Origin of the sequence: Trinickia dabaoshanensis (assembly GCF_002879885.1) — a bacterium.
Taxonomy (GTDB): Bacteria; Pseudomonadota; Gammaproteobacteria; order Burkholderiales; family Burkholderiaceae; genus Trinickia; species Trinickia dabaoshanensis.
The window spans coordinates 173,835-192,200 of sequence record NZ_PNYA01000006.1; the positions used below are offsets into that span (position 1 = coordinate 173,835).

17 protein-coding genes are annotated in these 18,366 nt (G+C 63.5%); 10 read left to right on the plus strand and 7 right to left on the minus strand.

What is annotated here, in order from left to right; all coding sequences use genetic code 11:
• Nucleotides 1-27 precede the first annotated feature (27 nt).
• On the plus strand, nt 28-672 hold the full coding sequence (locus C0Z18_RS08560; RefSeq protein WP_233217239.1) for a hypothetical protein: 645 nt from the start codon (nt 28-30) through the stop codon (nt 670-672).
• 154 nt (nt 673-826) lie between these two features.
• Nucleotides 827-1,576: a hypothetical protein gene (locus tag C0Z18_RS08565; protein ID WP_102644962.1), complete on the plus strand. Its 750-nt coding sequence runs from the start codon at nt 827-829 to the stop codon at nt 1,574-1,576.
• Nucleotides 1,577-1,679: 103 nt separating this feature from the next.
• Here the strand turns inward: C0Z18_RS08565 and C0Z18_RS08570 are convergent, their stop codons facing one another.
• Both C0Z18_RS08570 and C0Z18_RS08575 read right to left on the minus strand, forming a co-directional pair.
• Complete coding sequence (locus tag C0Z18_RS08570) at nt 1,680-2,219, minus strand: single-stranded DNA-binding protein (RefSeq protein ID WP_102644963.1); 540 nt, start codon at nt 2,217-2,219, stop codon at nt 1,680-1,682.
• Nucleotides 2,220-2,293: 74 nt separating this feature from the next.
• Entirely contained in the window at nt 2,294-3,448 is a 1,155-nt protein-coding gene (locus tag C0Z18_RS08575; RefSeq protein ID WP_199189413.1) for an MFS transporter, read from the minus strand.
• 229 nt (nt 3,449-3,677) lie between these two features.
• On the opposite strand from C0Z18_RS08575, the gene uvrA reads away from it, so the two are divergent.
• Both uvrA and C0Z18_RS08585 read left to right on the plus strand, forming a co-directional pair.
• The gene (uvrA, locus tag C0Z18_RS08580; protein WP_102644965.1) at nt 3,678-6,539 is read left to right on the plus strand and encodes an excinuclease ABC subunit UvrA; all 2,862 of its coding nucleotides are present in this window, start codon (nt 3,678-3,680) and stop codon (nt 6,537-6,539) included.
• A 46-nt stretch (nt 6,540-6,585) separates the two neighbouring features.
• Nucleotides 6,586-7,671 (plus strand): AI-2E family transporter, encoded by a 1,086-nt coding sequence (locus C0Z18_RS08585; RefSeq protein WP_102645073.1) that lies wholly within the window; start codon nt 6,586-6,588, stop codon nt 7,669-7,671.
• A 31-nt stretch (nt 7,672-7,702) separates the two neighbouring features.
• Here the strand turns inward: C0Z18_RS08585 and purU are convergent, their stop codons facing one another.
• The 5 genes from purU to C0Z18_RS08610 all read right to left on the minus strand — a co-directional run bounded on the left by purU (nt 7,703) and on the right by C0Z18_RS08610 (nt 12,895).
• Nucleotides 7,703-8,572 (minus strand): formyltetrahydrofolate deformylase, encoded by an 870-nt coding sequence (purU, locus tag C0Z18_RS08590; RefSeq protein WP_102644966.1) that lies wholly within the window; start codon nt 8,570-8,572, stop codon nt 7,703-7,705.
• A gap of 51 nt (nt 8,573-8,623) precedes the next feature.
• The gene (locus tag C0Z18_RS08595) at nt 8,624-9,469 is read right to left on the minus strand and encodes an NUDIX hydrolase (protein ID WP_102644967.1); all 846 of its coding nucleotides are present in this window, start codon (nt 9,467-9,469) and stop codon (nt 8,624-8,626) included.
• 35 nt (nt 9,470-9,504) lie between these two features.
• Nucleotides 9,505-10,119, minus strand: coding sequence for a LysE family translocator (locus tag C0Z18_RS08600; RefSeq protein WP_102644968.1), 615 nt, complete (start codon nt 10,117-10,119; stop codon nt 9,505-9,507).
• Between the two features lie 131 nt (nt 10,120-10,250).
• Nucleotides 10,251-10,817: an adenine phosphoribosyltransferase gene (locus C0Z18_RS08605; protein ID WP_102645074.1), complete on the minus strand. Its 567-nt coding sequence runs from the start codon at nt 10,815-10,817 to the stop codon at nt 10,251-10,253.
• Nucleotides 10,818-10,891: 74 nt separating this feature from the next.
• A complete protein-coding gene (locus C0Z18_RS08610) occupies nt 10,892-12,895 on the minus strand; it encodes a cation:proton antiporter domain-containing protein (RefSeq protein ID WP_102645075.1) in 2,004 nt (667 codons plus the stop codon).
• A gap of 140 nt (nt 12,896-13,035) precedes the next feature.
• Between C0Z18_RS08610 and kdsD the strand changes: the two genes are divergently transcribed.
• From kdsD to C0Z18_RS08640, 6 genes are all read left to right on the plus strand, one after another.
• Nucleotides 13,036-14,019: an arabinose 5-phosphate isomerase KdsD gene (kdsD, locus tag C0Z18_RS08615; RefSeq protein ID WP_102644969.1), complete on the plus strand. Its 984-nt coding sequence runs from the start codon at nt 13,036-13,038 to the stop codon at nt 14,017-14,019.
• Nucleotides 14,019-14,564: a KdsC family phosphatase gene (locus C0Z18_RS08620; RefSeq protein WP_102644970.1), complete on the plus strand. Its 546-nt coding sequence runs from the start codon at nt 14,019-14,021 to the stop codon at nt 14,562-14,564. Before kdsD ends, C0Z18_RS08620 begins: the two co-directional genes overlap by 1 nt.
• Nucleotides 14,561-15,175, plus strand: coding sequence for an LPS export ABC transporter periplasmic protein LptC (gene lptC, locus C0Z18_RS08625; protein WP_102644971.1), 615 nt, complete (start codon nt 14,561-14,563; stop codon nt 15,173-15,175). The genes C0Z18_RS08620 and lptC overlap by 4 nt, the downstream gene beginning before the upstream one ends.
• A 30-nt stretch (nt 15,176-15,205) precedes the next feature.
• Nucleotides 15,206-15,889 carry a lipopolysaccharide transport periplasmic protein LptA gene (lptA, locus tag C0Z18_RS08630; protein ID WP_102644972.1) on the plus strand — a complete coding sequence of 228 codons (684 nt, stop codon included), beginning with the start codon at nt 15,206-15,208 and terminating at the stop codon, nt 15,887-15,889.
• 53 nt (nt 15,890-15,942) lie between these two features.
• Nucleotides 15,943-16,689 (plus strand): LPS export ABC transporter ATP-binding protein, encoded by a 747-nt coding sequence (gene lptB / locus C0Z18_RS08635; protein WP_102645076.1) that lies wholly within the window; start codon nt 15,943-15,945, stop codon nt 16,687-16,689.
• Nucleotides 16,690-16,830: 141 nt separating this feature from the next.
• Nucleotides 16,831-18,336: an RNA polymerase factor sigma-54 gene (locus C0Z18_RS08640; RefSeq protein WP_102644973.1), complete on the plus strand. Its 1,506-nt coding sequence runs from the start codon at nt 16,831-16,833 to the stop codon at nt 18,334-18,336.
• The last annotated feature ends 30 nt before the right edge of the window (nt 18,337-18,366 follow it).

Here is an 18,366-nt window from a genome sequence, read left to right on the forward strand (position 1 = left end):
GAAAGCGCACACGGAAATGCGATTCAGATGACCTCCCATGGGACAATAACGACGAATTACGGGGTCCATAACTCAATGAAACGCCTTCTCTTGATCGCCTTGTGCCTGGCTTCAACGTCCATCTTTGCGCGCGAGCGCAGGCAAGTTCTACTAGAAACACCGATCACCTACGCCTCCGGGGCCGAAGTGGTCGAGCACGTCAAAGACGAGTGTCGCGTCGACGATATCTTGACGCGACGCGTCGGCGAAGCCCTGCGCCGGCTGAATCGGACAGACGAAGGCACGATCCCCGCAAACACGCCTCCGGGGGACGCCGAAATACTGCGCCTGGAAATCACCTACGTCATGGGCGTGGGCGGGGGCGCGTGGACGGGACCCAAAGCCATCTCGGTTTCAGCCGATCTGATCGACAACGGCAAGGTCGTACGTCACACGAAGTTCAAGCGCTGGTCTGTCGGCGGCGTGTGGGGCGCGTTCAAAGGCACGTGCTCGATTCTCGATCGCACCGCGGTGATCATCAGCAAAGATTTGCGTCGCTGGGCGCACAATCCGCGGTACGAAATCAAGGACGAGGATGCACCCGGCCAAGGCTCTGCGCCGGAGGGGGCCTCCGCGGCCGCCGCAGCGTCTTCCGCCACAACGGCGACGGATAGCGTAGACAAGGACGATTGAGCGATCGGGGCGCTATCTGCCGGTCTCCCCGCCGTCGGCTCGTGAGTCGTTAGCCGATCTCATTTCCAGGCTTTCGGCATTCAAGTTTCCGGCCAACATTCCGATATATCGCGCATTGTCAGCACTGACCACGACTTCCGGACGGAAACGACCGATGCGTTCGATCCTGAAATTTTTCCGCGTGAGCGGTGCCGCCGTGCTCTCGGTTGTTCTCGTGGGTTGCGCCTCGGCCCCGCGCGCCGAGATCGATGCAGCGAAGATACGTACCGTCCACACGGTGACGGTCGTCTATCCGGGCAAGGTCGTGTACACCGCCGCGCGGCCACAATTTCAGTTTGTCCCCGTGGTGGGCGGGGCGGTGGGTGCGATAGCCACGGCTACCGTAGCCGGCATCGTCGACGCTCACCACGCTAAGCAAGACGCGCCCAAGTTCGACGATGTCGTAACGAAAAAACTAGGCGACACGCAATTGAACCGGCGATTCACGGACGGCATCGAGGCGTCCCTGCGTAGCCACGGCTACGTCGTCAAAGAAGTCGATGCGTCCGCACCCACGCTCCCTACGTTTGCGCCCGACGACCATGCTCATTGGCATGCCAGTGGCCCCATCTATCGCGACAGCGACGCGGTGCTACTGATTCGCGTGTCGCCCGCCTACTCCCCGCCGGGTCCAATGAGCTACTATTCGCGCTTTATTACTGGTGAAATCGTGATGTTCGCTAGTGATACGCATGATGCGGTTCTCAGACAACGCATTTATTCGGTGTCGATCAACGATCCGTACAGTTATTACTCGACGGATTTGATCGAAGCCGATTTGCCGCATGCAATCAATGGTCTCGATGAGAGCATGATGGCCCAAGTGGGTGTCTTTGATAGGTCCTTGGTCAGCATCGTGCACTGATGCAACCGATCGAGTGCTGCAAGTTTTCCCCGCAGCACAAAGCAAAAAGCCTGTAACCACGAGGGCTACAGGCTTCTTGTTTACACGTTATAAAAGGTAACCTTCAAAACGGAATATCGTCGTCCATATCATCGAGCCCGCCACCGCTGGCCGGCTGGCTCGGGCGGCTAGCACCGCCGCCACCACCACCGCCGCTACGCCCACCGCCGCCGCCTATCGCGCGGCCGCCGCCGCCGCGCGACTCCGACGGCTCGCGGCTATAGCCCATGTCGTCGCCTCCGCCCATACCACCGCCGCCGCCCGCGCCGCCGCGGCCGCCGAGCATCTGCATCTGATCGGCGACGATTTCCGTCGAATAACGATCCTGGCCGTCCTGGCCTTGCCACTTGCGCGTACGCAACCGGCCTTCGATGTAGACCGAGGAGCCCTTCTTCAAGTATTCGCCGACGATCTCGGCCAAACGTCCGAAGAATGCGACGCGGTGCCATTCCGTCGCTTCCTTGAACTCACCCGATGCCTTGTCCTTGTAGCGATCCGTCGTCGCAAGCCGGATGTTGGCGATGGCGTCCCCGCTCGGCAGGTAACGAATTTCGGGATCGGCGCCGAGATTGCCGACGAGGATGACCTTGTTTACGGATGCCATGTATTTCTCCAGTTAATCCATTTGCGCAGCCGCGCCCGCTACTCGAGCGCCCGGTGCGCGACGCCGCGCGGCCCTCAAGCCTTACGCGGCGCCTTCATGTTGGCGGCGATTATAAGCCACGCCAATACGAGCCCGGAGCACGCGAAAAACACCGCGTTTTGCCCCGCCGATTTCATCAGCCAACCTCCCGCGACCCCGCCCAGGGCCAGACCTATCGACTGAGTCGTGTTATAGACGCCGGCCGCCGCGCCCTTGCGCGTACCCGGCGCCAACTTCGAAACGAGCGATGGTTGCGAGGCCTCGAGAATGTTGAAGCCCAGAAAGTAGACGAACAAAATCCCCGCCACCGACAAGATCGTATGCGGCGCCGTGCCGAGGAGCAATTGGCCGATCAGGATAAGCGCGATCGCACCGCACAAAACCGGCTTCATCTTGCCCCGCTTCTCTGCCGCGATGATTGCCGGAACCATCATCACGAACGACAAGCCCATCACGGGCAAATACACTTCCCAGTGAGAAGCAACCGGCAAACCGCCGGCCACGAGGATACGGGGCACCACCAAAAACAGCGCCGTCTGAGTGGCATGCAGCACGAGCACACCGAAGTTCAAGCGGAGCAACTCGACGTTGTGCAGCACCTCGGCGAACGGCGCGCGCACGTGAACGGGCTTGGGCGCATCGGGCACGATCCACAACACGACGCCGACGGCGAGCAGCGATAGCACGCCCACCAGCGCGAACAAGCCGTTCATCCCCACCCACTGATAGACGATAGGCGCGCCGACGATGGCGATCGCGAACGACATGCCGATGCTGCCGCCCACCATGGCCATCGCTTTAGTGCGATGCGCCTCGGAGGTGAGATCGGCAATAAAGGCGATGACCGCCGACGACACGGCGCCCATCCCTTGAATGACGCGCCCGACGATGATCCAAGTCATGTCGTGCGCCATCGCCGCGACGAAGCTGCCCAGCGCGAAAATGACGAGCCCCGTCGCGATCACGGGCTTGCGCCCGAGCTTGTCGGAGGCCCATCCGTAAAAAATGTAAAGCAACGACTGCGTGACGCCGTAGGCCCCGAGCGCAATGCCGACGAGCAGGACGTTTTCGCCGCCCGGGATGGTCTTCGCGTAGACCGAGAAGACCGGCATGATCATGAACAGGCCAAGCATGCGCAGCGCGAAGATCCCGGCGAGCGAGACGGTTGCGCGCATCTCGGGCGCACTCATACGCGAAGAAGTAACGGATGGATTGGACATCGGAGCGAGCTAGGGGAACCGAAGCGGGCGTCGTTGCTGTTTCCCTTTCCCAAGCCGGTTCGCTCGGGCAGGTCTAGCGAACGTAACGAGCGCGGGGAGCGTTTCAGCTTTCGTTTCCCCGTCGCTGTAAGGACGCCGTAACGGCGGTCTGGAAAAGTCGTTATAGTAGCAGGTTTGGCCCCTCCTCCTTGCCAGGTTCATGGAACAGATTCGCATCCGTGGGGCGCGCACCCACAACCTGAAGAACGTCAATCTCGACCTGCCACGGCATCAATTGATCGTGATCACCGGCCTGTCCGGCTCCGGCAAGTCGTCGCTCGCGTTCGACACCCTCTATGCCGAGGGTCAGCGTCGGTATGTGGAAAGCCTCTCGGCCTACGCGCGCCAGTTCCTGCAATTGATGGAGAAGCCCGACGTCGACTTGATCGAAGGCCTTTCGCCCGCCATCTCGATCGAGCAAAAGGCGACTTCTCACAATCCGCGCTCGACGGTCGGCACGGTCACCGAAATCCACGATTACCTGCGTTTGCTCTACGCACGCGTCGGCACCCCGTACTGTCCGGAACACGAGATCGCGCTCGAAGCGCAAAGCGTCTCGCAAATGGTCGACGCAGCGTTGGCCTTGCCCGAGGAGACGAAGCTGATGATCCTCGCACCGGTTGTCGCGAACCGCAAAGGCGAGCACGCGGAACTCTTCGAGCAGATGCAGGCGCAAGGTTTCATCCGGTTCCGCATTCGCTCGGGCGGCGGCGCGGCCAACGAGGGCACGGCGCAAATCTACGACATCGATTCGCTCCCGAAGCTCAAGAAAAACGACAAGCATTCGATCGACGTCGTCGTCGATCGCCTCAAGGTGCGCCCGGACATGAAGCAGCGCCTGGCCGAATCGTTCGAAACGGCGCTGCGCCTAGCCGACGGCCGCGCGATCGCGCTCGAGATGGATACCGGCGAAGCGCATCTGTTCAGTTCGAAATTCGCGTGCCCGATCTGCTCGTACTCGCTGCCGGAGCTCGAGCCGCGGCTGTTCTCGTTCAATAACCCCATGGGAGCCTGCCCCGATTGCGACGGGCTTGGCCAGATCACGTTCTTCGATCCGAAACGCGTGGTGGCGCACCCCACGCTTTCGCTCGCCGCAGGGGCCGTCAAGGGCTGGGACCGCCGCAATCAGTTTTACTTCCAGATGCTGCAAAGCCTGGCGGCGTATTACGAGTTCGATATCGATACGCCGTTCGAGGATCTGCCCGAGAAAATCCGCAAGCTGATCCTGTTCGGCTCGGGTAAGGAACAGATCCCGTTCTCGTATATCAACGAGCGCGGCCGCGCGACGGTGCGGGAACACGTGTTCGAAGGCATCATCCCGAATCTGGAACGCCGTTATCGCGAGACCGACTCCGCGGCGGTACGCGAGGAATTGGCGAAGTATCAGAACAACCAGGCTTGCCCGTCGTGCGACGGTACGCGGCTGCGGCAAGAAGCGCGCTTCGTGCGCCTGGGCGCCGACGGCGACGCGCGCGCAATTTACGAAGTGAGCGGCTGGCCGCTGCGCGATGCGCTCGGTTATTTCCAAACGCTGAAACTCGAAGGCGCCAAACGCGAAATCGGCGAGAAGGTCGTCAAGGAAATCGTCGCGCGCCTCATGTTCCTGAACAACGTCGGGCTCGACTATCTATCGCTCGAGCGCAGCGCCGATACCCTGTCCGGCGGCGAAGCGCAGCGTATCCGGCTCGCGTCGCAGATCGGCTCGGGGCTCACGGGCGTCATGTACGTGCTGGATGAGCCCTCGATCGGTTTGCATCAGCGCGACAACGACCGCCTGATCGCCACGCTCAAGCATCTGCGCGACTTGGGCAATTCGGTGATCGTCGTCGAACACGACGAGGACATGATCCGCATGGCCGATTACGTCGTGGATATGGGCCCCGGCGCCGGCGAGCACGGCGGCATGGTCATCGCCGAGGGAACGCCCCGGCAGGTCGAGGCCGATCCGGCCTCGCTCACGGGCCAGTACCTCGGAGGCGCACGGCGCATCGAGTTTCCCGACGAGCGCAAGGAACCCGACGAGCGCCATCTGCGCATCGTCGAAGCGCACGGCAACAATCTGAAGCGGGTGACGCTCGACCTGCCGGTGGGCCTGCTCACCTGCGTGACGGGCGTCTCGGGCTCCGGCAAGTCCACGCTGATCAACGACACGCTTTACCACGCCGTCGCGCAGCATTTGTACGGCGCGTCGGCCGAGCCCGCGCCGTACGAGCAGATCGAGGGGCTCGAGCACTTCGACAAGGTCATCAATGTCGATCAATCGCCGATCGGGCGCACACCGCGCTCGAATCCGGCCACCTACACGGGCCTGTTCACGCCGATCCGCGAGCTGTTCGCGGGCGTGCCGTCCTCGAAGGAGCGCGGCTACGATCCTGGCCGTTTCTCGTTCAACGTGAAGGGCGGGCGCTGCGAAGCGTGTCAGGGCGACGGCGTGCTCAAAGTGGAAATGCACTTTTTGCCCGATGTCTACGTCCCCTGCGACGTCTGCCACGGCAAGCGCTACAACCGCGAAACGCTGGACGTGCAGTACAAAGGCAAGAACATCAGCGAAGTGCTCGACATGACGGTGGAGCATGCTTACGAGTTCTTCAGCGCGGTACCCGTCATCGCGCGCAAACTGAAGACGCTCCTCGACGTCGGGCTCGGCTACATTCGGCTCGGCCAGTCGGCCACGACGCTCTCGGGGGGCGAAGCGCAGCGCGTGAAACTGTCGCTCGAGCTGTCCAAACGCGATACGGGCCGCACGCTCTATATTCTCGACGAGCCCACCACCGGCCTACACTTCCACGATATCGCCCTGCTGCTGGAAGTCATTCACCGGTTGCGAGATCATGGCAATACCGTCGTGATCATCGAGCATAATCTCGATGTGATCAAAACTGCGGACTGGGTGATCGATCTCGGTCCGGAAGGCGGCGCGGGGGGCGGGCAGATCATCGCGCAGGGCACGCCCGAGCAGATTGCGAAATCGAAGGCGAGCTTCACCGGGCGCTATCTCGCACCGCTGCTCGAACGCCGCTGATCGCGCCGCACGGTACAGGTTGGAGAAGTGGGAGACTTATAAGATCATGGCTAAGCGCAACGAGGCCCCCGAAGACGCCCGCATCCGCGAGGTCGGTGGACGTCCGGTACGGCTGACGAGCGATATGAGCTTGCCGAAGCTGTCCGCGGTCGAAATCGGCAGCTACGCCCTCGCCGTGTTCGGCATGTGGGTGGTGCTGCATTTCAAGCTGCTCGGCGCGCTGCTGGGCGGCATGCTCGTCTATCAGCTCGTTCACACGCTCGCGCCCAGTATCGAGCGCCACATGTCGGGACAGCGCGCGCGCTGGGTTGCCGTCGTCGTGATCGCGGCCGTCGTGGTGGGCGGCCTAGCGGGCCTCGCCATCGGCATCGTCGAGCACTTCGAGCATACGGTGCCCAACATCCAGAACCTGCTGTCGCAGGTCATGCAGATCGTCGACCAAGCGCGGCTGCGCTCGCCCGAGTGGCTTTCGGCGATGCTGCCCGGCGATGTCTCGCAGATGAAACAAAAGGCCGGCATGCTCGTGCAAACGCACATGAGTCAACTGCAGCAAGGCGGCAAGAACGTCGCGCGCGGCTTCGGGCACGTCCTGTTCGGCATGATCATCGGTGCGATGATCGCCATCACGAGCGAGCGCCACATACAGCGGCTGCCGCTATCCACGGCGCTTGCCTCGCGCGCCAGCCGGTTCGCCGATGCGTTCCGGCGGATCGTCTTCGCCCAAGTGAAAATCTCGACGATCAACGCGGTCTTCACGGCGCTCTATCTGCTGCTTGCCCTGCCGCTCTTTCATCAGCGGCTGCCGCTGTCGAAAACCCTCGTGCTCGTCACCTTCATCGCCGGGTTGCTGCCGGTGATCGGCAATCTGATTTCGAATACGCTGATCGTCGCCGTTTCGCTCGCGGTCAGCCTACCCACGGCTGTCTCCTCGCTCGTCTTTCTGATCTTGATTCACAAGTTCGAATATTTCCTGAACGCGAGAATCGTCGGAGGGCAGATCGAGGCGCGCGCATGGGAGCTGTTGCTCGCCATGCTCGTGATGGAAGCGGCGGCCGGTGTGCCGGGGCTCATCGCCGCGCCGATCTTCTACGCCTACATCAAGCGCGAGCTGATTTACCTGCGCTTGATCTAGCCGCCGCGCCGGCCGCCAAGCCGGCGCGAGTTCAGCGGAAGACGACCGTCTTCGTTCCGTTCAGCACGATCCGGTGCTCGACGTGCCACTTCACCGCGCGCGCGAGCGTCACGCACTCCACATCGCGGCCGATCGCCGTCAACTGCTCGGGCGTCATGCTGTGATCGACGCGTTCCACTTCCTGCTCGATGATCGGACCTTCGTCGAGGTCGGTCGTCACGTAATGCGCCGTCGCGCCGATCAGCTTCACGCCGCGGTCGAACGCCTGGTAGTAAGGCTTGGCGCCTTTGAAGCTCGGCAAGAACGAATGGTGAATATTGATCGCCCGCCCAGCCAGGTGCTCGCATAGGTTCGGCGAGAGGATCTGCATATAGCGAGCTAGCACGACGAGATCGGCCCCGTGCTGATCGATCACCTCGAGCACGCGCGCTTCTTGCGCGGCCTTGGCCGCCCCCGTCGATTCCGTCAACGGAAAGTGATGGAACGGGATGTCGTAGCTCGCCGCCAACTGATAGAAATCCTTGTGATTCGAGATGATGGCGGGAATCTCGATCGGCAATTGGCCGGTGCGGTAGCGGAACAGCAGATCGTTCAGGCAGTGGCCGATCTTCGAGACCATGATGACGACCTTCGGCTTGAGCGACGCATCGTGAATCTCCCAGCGCATCGAGAATTCGTCGGCGAGCAATGCGAAGGCGTCACGCAGCGCGTCGAGGCCCGGGTCGCCGCCCACTTGCTGGAAGTGCACGCGCATGAAGAATTCGCCCGTGTGACTATCGCCGAACTGGGCCGAATCGAGGATGTTGGCGCCGCGCTCGAAGAGAAACCCCGAGACGGAGTGAACGATGCCGGGCCGGTCCGGGCACGACAATTTCAAAATGAAGCTGTGTTGGGTCGACATATGACCTCTGGACTCCTGTAATTGATTCACGCCGCGCCCGCTCGAGCGCATTCAAAGCGGCGCGACGAACAGCGATTCGATGCCCGCGCAGGCCTCTTCGTCGATCCAGCGATGGCGCAGCATGCAATCGAGCGTCGCCAAGCTCGCATCGACCGTCATCTCGCCGTCTTCGATCCAGCGCGCGACTTCCTCGATACGCGCAAGCCGGTGCTCGCCCACCTCGCCGTCTTGATTGCGCGGCGCGAAATCGCCGGGCAGCGGCAGATCGTAGACGAACACCTGTTCGGCCTGCGTACCCTCGGGCAACGATTGCAGCACGTGCACGACGCGCCCGGGTTGCGCGCGCGCGGCAAGCGCGGCCTCGATGCCGGCTTCTTCCCAGCATTCCTTGACGATCGTCTCTTCGATCGAAAAACCCCAGCCGATGCCGCCGGCAACGACGTTATCGAGCATGCCCGGGTCGGTCGCCTTGGTCTCGCTGCGTCGAGCGATCCAAAGCTGCGGCGCGCGATCCGCGTATTTTACGATGCCGTTCAAATGCACCGCGTACGTCATCGTGCCGAAAAAGCGAGCGGCTGCGCGCTCGATGAAGGCGAGCGGCTCACCGTCGAACGCATTGCGGATCGCGTAAGTTTCGTCGCGCCAGCCCCGAATGCGCCCCTGCCCCGCCAACGCGCCGATCACCGTCGCCAGCGCGGCCGAGCGGCTGTTCACGTCGCGGTCGAAGCGCGCGGCAAGCGCGATACCGGCCGCGTCGATCTCGAACACGTCGGGCCACAGCGCAAGCGACGGCACGTCGGTTTCGCGAATCCAGCCGACTTGCTCGGCCGACATGAACAAGGGCCGATGCGCGCTTGGCTCGAAGCGGCGCGCGGTGGCAATGCACGGCAAACTCATGAAGCTCCTCGAACGATCGTTATCGCGGTGGCCGCTCAATCGCGCAGCGCCACGCGCAAGCCCAGGGCGATGAAAGTCGCGCCCGCCAGGCGATCCAGCCACACGCCCGCACGCGGACGCCGCTTGAGCCAGGCGCCGAGCGTGCCGGCGAAAACGCCGAACAACGAAAAAATCGCGAGCGTTTGCAGCATGAAGATCAGGCCCAATTCGACCATCTGCACGGCAACGCGCTGCGAGCCGCTCGGATCGACGAACTGCGGCAGGAAGACGACGAAAAACAGCGTCACCTTCGGATTCATCATGTTGCCGATCACGCTCTGACGGAAGACGGACAAAAGCGGTTGCGGCGGCCGCTCGTGCGCGCTCGCCAAGCCGCGGCTCGTCAACGCCTTGATGCCGATCCAGATCAAGTACAGCCCGCCCGCGATCTTGACGATTTGGAACGCGAGCGGCGACGAGCGGAGCAGCGCGGCGACGCCTAGCGCCGCTAGCGTCGTGTGAAACGTCAAGCCGGCGGCAAAACCGAGCGCCGCCACGAGGCCCGCGGCGCGGCCCTGCGAAATACCGCGCGCCAGCACCTGCAAATTGTCGGGACCGGGTGCGGTCGTGACGGCAATGGACGCGGCGAGAAAAAGCGGAAGGTTCGGCATCGTTTTTTTACTCAGGATAGGACAGGACAGCACAATAAAGCTACGAGCACGACCGGGGGGACGGCGGGCTGCGGCGACGCGTGCGCACGATGCCGGGCACTCGAATTCGAGCGCATCGACGCACGCGCCATTCAATGACCGCCGAACTGCGTGACCGTGTAGAGCGGCAAGCCGCTTTCGCGCAGCAGCTTCGATCCGCCCAGGTCGGGCAAGTCGACGATCGCCGCGCCTTCGACCACGACGGCGCCGAGCCGCTCGAGCAGCTTCTTGCCCGCCATCATCGTGCCGCCCGTGGCGATCAAATCGTCGACGATGACGACGCGCTCGCCGGGGCCGCACGCGTCTTCATGGATTTCCACCGTGGCCGTGCCGTATTCGAGCGAATACGACTCGGATACGGTCTTGTACGGCAGCTTGCCGATCTTGCGGATCGGGATGAAACCGATGTTCAACTCGTAAGCGACGATCGGCGCAATGATGAAGCCGCGGGCATCGAGCCCCGCCACGTAGTCGAGCTTGGCTTCGACATAGCGCTCGATGAAAAGATCGATCAACACGCGAAACGTCTTGGGCCGCTGCAAGAGCGGGGTAATGTCGCGAAACTGCACGCCGGGCAGCGGCCAATCGGGAACCGTGCGAATTTGGCTCTTGATGAACGCGGGGGCGTCGAACGGCGCATCCGCGGGCGCATGGGACATAAAATTCTCCGGGATCGCCCGCGCGGGGGCGAGCAAGTCGTGTTACATGGATATCGAATGGACGGCGCGCCGTCTCAGGCGGCCGAAGCGCCGGCGCGACGGTTGCGCAACAACCGCTCCTCGGCCAACGCCAACGCTTCGGGCAGCCCGCGCAGAACGAGGATGTCGGCTTCGCGCAGCTTCGTCTCCGGGCCAGGTTCGACGCCGCGAATCCCGTGCCGGCGAATCGCCGTGACCTGGACGCCCATCGAGGCGAGCCCGAGTTCGTCGAGGCTGCGGCCAACGGCATCGGCATTGCCGTCGACAGCCACAGATTGTAGCCGCACCTGGTCGTGGCCGTCGTCGTCGCCCGGATCGTCGGCGCCATGGAAGTAGCCGCGCAGCAGGCTGTAGCGCGCATCGCGCAGCTCCTCGACGCGCCGCACGACGCGTCGCATGGGCACGCCCATCAAAACGAGCGTATGCGAGGCGAGCATCAAGCTGCCCTCGACGATCTCGGGAATCACCTCCGTCGCGCCGGCCGCGAGCAGCTTTTCCAGATCGGCGTCGTCGACGGTACGCACGATCACGGGCAGCGCCGGCTCGAGCTCGTGCACGTGGTGCAGCACACGCAGCGCCGACGGCGTATTCGCATAGGTCACGGCCACCGCCGCCGCGCGGTGAATGCCGGCCGAAACCAGCGATTCGCGGCGCGCCGCATCGCCGAAGACGACCGATTCGCCCGCCGCGGCGGCGGCATTCACGCGATCGGGGTCCAGATCGAGCGCGACGTAGGGCAGCCCTTCGTGCTCGAGCATCCGCGCCAGGTTCTGTCCCGCGCGTCCATAGCCGCAGATGATGACGTGGGCGTTTTGCCGCAGGCTTTGCGTGGCAATGCGCGTCATCTGCAACGACTGCTGCATCCATTCCGTCGACGAAAGCCGCAGGACGATACGATCGGCGTTCTGGATCATGAACGGCGCGGCGAGCATCGACAGCAGCATGGCCGCGAGAATCGCCTGCAGCATCGCGGCGCTCACGAGGTGCTTGTCGAGGATCAGATTGAGCAGCACGAAACCGAACTCGCCCGCCTGCGCCAGCCCGATGCCGGTACGCATGGCCACGCCGGGCGTTGCGCCGAACAATCGAGCGAGCCCCGTGATCATGACGATCTTGAGCAGCACCGGCGCGACGAGGAACGCGAGCACGAGCAGCGGATGGGCGATGAGCACGCGCGGATCGAGCAGCATGCCCGTGGTCACGAAAAACAGACCCAGCAGCACGTCGCGAAACGGCTTGATGTCCTCTTCCACTTGGTGGCGATACGGCGTCTCGGCGATCAGCATGCCGGCGATGAACGCACCGAGCGCGAGCGAGAGCCCGAATTTGTCGGTGATGAACGCGGCGCCGAGCGTGACGAGCAGCAGGTTCAGCACGAAGAGCTCTTGCGAGCGCCGCCGCGCGACGACGTTGAACCAGCGCGTCATGAAGCGCTGTCCCATGAACAGGAGCAGCGAGAGCGCGACGACGATCTTCAGCGCAGCGATACCGAGCGTCATGGGCAGATCGTGCGTTTCGCCCCCGAGCGCGGCGATCACGATGAGCAGCGGCACGACGGCCAGATCCTGAAACAGCAGTACGCCGAAGATGTTGCGTCCATGCTCGGTCTCGATCTCGAGCCGCTCGGCGAGCATCTTGCTGACGATCGCCGTCGAGGACATCGCGAGCGCGCCGCCGAGCGCGATGCTGCCTTGCCAGGTCACGTGCATCCAGCGCTCGAGCAGCAAACCGACGAGCACCGCCACGCCGACGGTGCCGATCACTTGCAGCAGGCCGAGCCCGAACACGAGCGTGCGCATGGCGCGCAATTTGGCAAGCGAGAACTCGAGTCCGATCGAAAACATCAGGAAGACGACGCCGAACTCGGCGAGGTTCTGCGCGCGCTCCGAATCGGGCGCAAGCCCGAGCGCATGCGGCCCGACGACGATGCCCACGGTTAGGTACCCGAGCATCGGCGGCAAGTTCAACGAGCGGAACAATACGACGCCCACTACCGACGCAAGCAGTAGGAAAAGCGTCATCTCGAGCGGAGAAATCACGGGTTCAGCGTCCTCGTTCGTCAGCGGAACGCACGCCACGCGCGCAACGCGCGCCGCGCATTCGATTTTGGGAGCCTGAAAGCGGCTCGGGCCAGGGGCGGCCCGGCGCGGCGAACAACGCCTTTGCTATACTCCGGCGAATGATAGCGAAAATCAATGGCGACCGGGCATTGGCGCTCGCCCGGGAAGTCCTCGACATCGAAGCCGACGCGATTCGCGGGCTTCGCGATCAAGTCGACGAGCGCTTCGTCGCAGCCGTCGGCTTTCTTTTGAGTTGCCGCGGCCGCGTCGTCGTATCCGGCATCGGCAAATCCGGCCACATCGCCCGCAAGCTCGCCGCCACGCTGGCTAGCACGGGCACGCCCGCGTTCTTCGTCCATCCGGCGGAGGCAAGCCACGGCGATCTCGGCATGGTGACGCAAGAGGACGTCTTCATCGGCCTCTCGAATTCCGGCGAATCGGAAGAGCTCGTTGCCATCTTGCCGCTCGTCAAGCGTTTGGGTGCGAAGCTGATCGCGATATCGGGCCGCCCGCAATCGACGCTCGCCAAGCTCGCCGACGTTCACTTGAACGCCTCGGTAGCCAAGGAAGCGTGCCCGCTCGATCTCGCCCCCACGGCGAGCACGACGGCCGCGCTCGCGCTCGGCGACGCGCTCGCGATGGCCGTGCTGGACGCCCGCGGGTTCGGCGCCGACGATTTCGCGCGCTCGCATCCGGGCGGCGCGCTGGGGCGCAGACTGCTCACCTACGTGCGCGACGTGATGCGCACGGGCGATCAACTGCCGAAGGTCGACGCGCGCGCGACGGTGCGCGACGCCTTGTTCCAACTGACGGCCAAGCGCATGGGTATGACGGCGATCGTGGACGACGCGGGACAAGTGCAAGGCATCTTCACCGACGGCGACCTGCGCCGCGTGCTCGAACGCACGGGCGACTTCCGCGATTTGCCGATCGCCGACGTCATGACGCGCGCGCCGCGTACGATCGGCCCGGATCATCTCGCCGTGGAAGCCGTCGAGTCGATGGAGCGCCATCGCATCAACCAAATCCTCGTCGTCGATGCCGATGGCCAACTGATCGGCGCGCTGAACATGCACGACCTGTTCTCCAAAAAGGTGATCTGATGGCCGCGGCTCTCACGGCAAGCGAGCGCGCGAGTCGCGTCAAGCTGATGATTTTCGACGTCGACGGCGTGTTGACGGACGGCGGCCTGATGTTCACGGCGCAGGGCGACCACATGAAGTCGTTCAACTCGATGGACGGCCATGGCTTGAAGCTGCTCGGCAAGGCCGGCATTCAAACGGCGATCATCACGGGCCGCCGCTCGGACATCGTGTTGGCACGCGCGCAAGAGTTGGGCATTTCGCATATCTATCAAGGCGCGGCCAACAAGCTCGACGCGTTCGCTCAATTGATGCGCGAGACGCAACTGAGCGCGGAGCAATGCGGCTACATGGGCGACGACTGGCCCGATCTGTGCGTGCTGACGCGCTGCGGGTTCGCGGCCGCGCCGGCCAATGCGCATCCCGAAGTGATCGCTCGCGCCCATTGGGTATCGGAAGCGCGCGGCGGCCAAGGCGCCGCCCGTGAAGTGTGCGACGCGATCCTCAGAGCCCAGCACCGCTACGAAGCGCTGCTCGCGGCCGCCTGCGCGGCGAGTGGCGCATGAATAGCGCCCGCCTGACGTCGCTCTTTTCCTTGATCGCCTTGGCGGCGCTCGCGGGCGGCACCTACTGGCTGCTGCAAGCCACCCGGCCGCCGGCGGCCGAAAGCGCCGCGGCGGCGAAGACGCATACGCCCGATTATTTCGTCGATGACTTCTCCATCTCCGAGCTCGACCAATCGGGCGCGACGCAATACCGGTTGATGGCAACCAAGATGGTGCATTACGAGGACGACGAAAACGCCGATCTGACGCTTCCGGCGATCCGAGCGTTCCAGCCGGGCAAGCCGATCGTCACGGCGACGGGCCAGCGCGGTACGGTCAACGGCGACGCCTCGATCGTCGATTTGTACGATAACGCCCGCATCCTGCGCGCAGCCGGGCCCAGCGATCCGGAGATGCAGGCCGATTCGTCTCACTTTCGCGTGTTCGTGAACGACGATGTGATCGAGTCGAAAAACCCGGTTAAACTTCGGCGCGGCCTGTCCATCACGACGGCAAGCGCCATGAACTACAACAATGTCACCCGCGTGATGCAGCTTTTCGGCAATGTCCGGGGCAACATCGCGGCTTCGGACGCATCGGGCACCGGCAAATCCGGCGCCGGCGCGAAGTAATCGGGTCCCATCCTTTCGTAGCGTGACCGCATGAACGAATTGCTCTCCGAATTGTTCTCCGAATTGCCCTCGCTACGCGCGCGCAGGCCGGCAACCCTAGGCCTCGCGGCAGCGCTCGCCCTCGTGACCTGCCTGGCGTTCGGGCCTACCGCCCATGCCGAGCAGGCCGACAAAGACAAGCCGATGAACATCGACGCCGACAACATGACCTACGACGATTTGAAGCAGGTCACGATTTTCACCGGTCACGTCGTCGCCACCAAGGGCACCATCCTCATCAAGGCCGATCGCGTGGACGTGCGGCAAGATCCGCAGGGCTATCAGTACGCCACCGGCACGATGGCGCCCGGCAGCAAGGATCTCGCCTATTTCCATCAGAAACGCGAAGGCGTCGACGAATACGTCGAGGGCACGGCCGAGCGAATCGACTACGATGGCAAGAAGGATTTGACGACCCTCACCACGAACGCCACGGTACGCCGCCTGCAAGGGCTCACGACCGTGATGGATCAAGTACACGGCAGCGTCGTCACCTACGACGGCCAAAACGACTTCTATACCGCACGCGCGGGCAAGGACGTGGCCGGCCCCGGCAACCCGACGGGCCGCGTGCGCGCCATGCTGTCGCCGCGTAACGGCGCGCCCGCGCCGTTGACCGGCGCTCCGGCCAAGCTCACGCCCGCGCCGGCGATTCAAGGAACCGGAACGCAGTGAATACGCTATCCACCACGGCGACGGCGAACGAAGCGAGCGCGAGCGCCTCTGGCCTGCCGTCCAGTTCGCTCGTCGTACGCAATCTGAAGAAGCGCTACGGCTCCCGCACCGTCGTCAAGGATGTCTCGCTCAACGTCAAGAGCGGCGAGGTGGTCGGCCTGCTCGGTCCGAACGGCGCGGGTAAGACGACGTCGTTCTACATGATCGTCGGCCTCGTGCCGCTCGACGCCGGCGAGATCGTCCTCGACGGCAAGTCGATCAGCCTGCTGCCGATTCACAAGCGCGCCGGGCTCGGCCTTTCGTATTTGCCCCAAGAAGCGTCGGTGTTTCGCAAGCTGACGGTCGAGGAAAACGTTCGCGCCGTGCTCGAGTTGCAGCGCGACGAAAACGGCAAGCGGCTCGACAAAGCGCAGATCGCAACCCGAACCGACGCGCTGCTCGAGGAGCTTCAGGTTTCTCATCTTCGGGAAAACCCGGCCCTCTCGCTCTCGGGCGGCGAGCGCCGGCGCGTGGAAATCGCACGCGCACTCGCGACGAATCCGAGCTTCATCCTGCTGGACGAGCCGTTCGCGGGCGTCGATCCGATCGCCGTGCTCGAAATTCAGAAAATCGTCAAATTCCTCAAGCAGCGCAATATCGGTGTGTTGATCACCGATCACAACGTGCGCGAAACGCTCGGTATTTGCGATCACGCCTACATCATCAGCGACGGCTCGGTGCTTGCGGCGGGCGCGCCCCACGAAATCGTCGAGAACGAGAACGTGCGGCGCGTCTACCTGGGCGAGCACTTCCGCATGTAAGGCCGGGATTTTCCTGACCGGGCAATTTTTACGCGCTCCGGCGTAAGCGATCGCGGCGCACCGTCGCCGCGATCGTCCACCGATGGCCGCAGCGAGGTTCCCGGCGCGTGGCAAAGTCTCTACAATGAAAGACACATTGCCATGAAAGCCAGCCTCCAACTCCGCCTATCGCAGCATCTTGCGTTGACCCCGCAACTGCAACAGTCGATCCGACTGCTGCAGCTATCGACGCTCGAGTTGCAACAGGAAGTCGCGACGGCCGTCGCGCAAAACCCGCTGCTCGAATCCGAAGACGAATGGATCGCGAGCCCGCTGCGGGTGGCCTCGGACGGCACCGTGATCGCTCAAGCCCCGAACTCGTCGGCCCCCGAGCCGATGAGCGGCAACGCGCCGGCCGAAAACGCCGAACGGCGCGAAGGGGCCGACGGCGCCGCGCCGGAGGAGTTCGGCACGATGAGCAGCGCCGATGGCGGCGAGTCGTCGCAGTGGAATCTGGACGACTACGGCCGTTCGCCGGGCGCATCCGACGACGACGACCTGCCGCCCCTGCAGATTCACGAATCGACCACCACGCTGCGCGACCATCTAATGGCGCAGCTACGGGTGACGCAGGCCAGCCCGCGCGATCGCGCACTCGTCACGTTCCTGATCGAATCGCTGGACGACGACGGCTACCTCACCGCTTCGCTCGATGAAGTGTTGGCCGATTTGCCCGAGGAACTCGAGGTCGATCTCGATGAACTCGGCGCGGCGCTCGCGCTGCTCCAAAGTTTCGATCCGGCCGGCGTCGGCGCGCGCTCCGCGTCGGAATGTCTCAGGCTGCAATTGTTGCGGCTGCCCGAGTCGCCCACACGCAAGCTCTCGCTCGAGATCGCGGCCAATCATCTGGAACTGCTTGCCGCGCGCGATTTCACGCGCTTGCGCAAGCAGTTGAAAGCGAACGACGACGAGCTGCGCGAGGCGCACTCGATGATCCGTTCGCTCGAGCCGTTCCCCGGCGCGGCCTACGGTAAGGCGGAAGCCGATTACGTCGTGCCCGACATCATCGTCAGAAAAACCTCGAGCGGCTGGCAAGCGGAACTGAACCCCGAGGTGGTCCCGCGCTTGCGCATCAACCACCTGTACGCGAACATCTTGCGCAATAACCGCGGCGATCCGGGCAGCGGTTCGCTGCGCCAACAGCTACAGGAGGCGCGCTGGCTGATCAAGAACATCCAGCAGCGCTTCGAGACGATCCTGCGCGTGGCGCAGGCGATCGTCGAGCGGCAACGCAACTACTTCGCGCACGGCGAAATCGCTATGCGCCCCTTGGTTTTGCGGGAAATAGCTGATACGCTGGGCCTACACGAATCGACGGTATCGCGTGTGACGACGGGCAAGTACATGCTCACCCCATTTGGGACGCTCGAGTTCAAGTACTTCTTCGGCTCGCATGTGTCTACCGATACGGGGGGCGCGGCGTCATCGACAGCCATTCGCGCGCTCATCAAGCAACTGATAGGAGCCGAAGACTCAAAATCGCCTCTTTCGGACAGCCGCATAGCCGAACTGCTGGCGGAACAAGGATTCGTGGTGGCGCGCCGCACGGTGGCCAAGTACCGCGAAGCTCTCAAGATCCCCGCAGTCAATTTGCGTAAGTCTCTTTAGGCTCTTCGCGTTTTGCGAGGAGCGTTTACC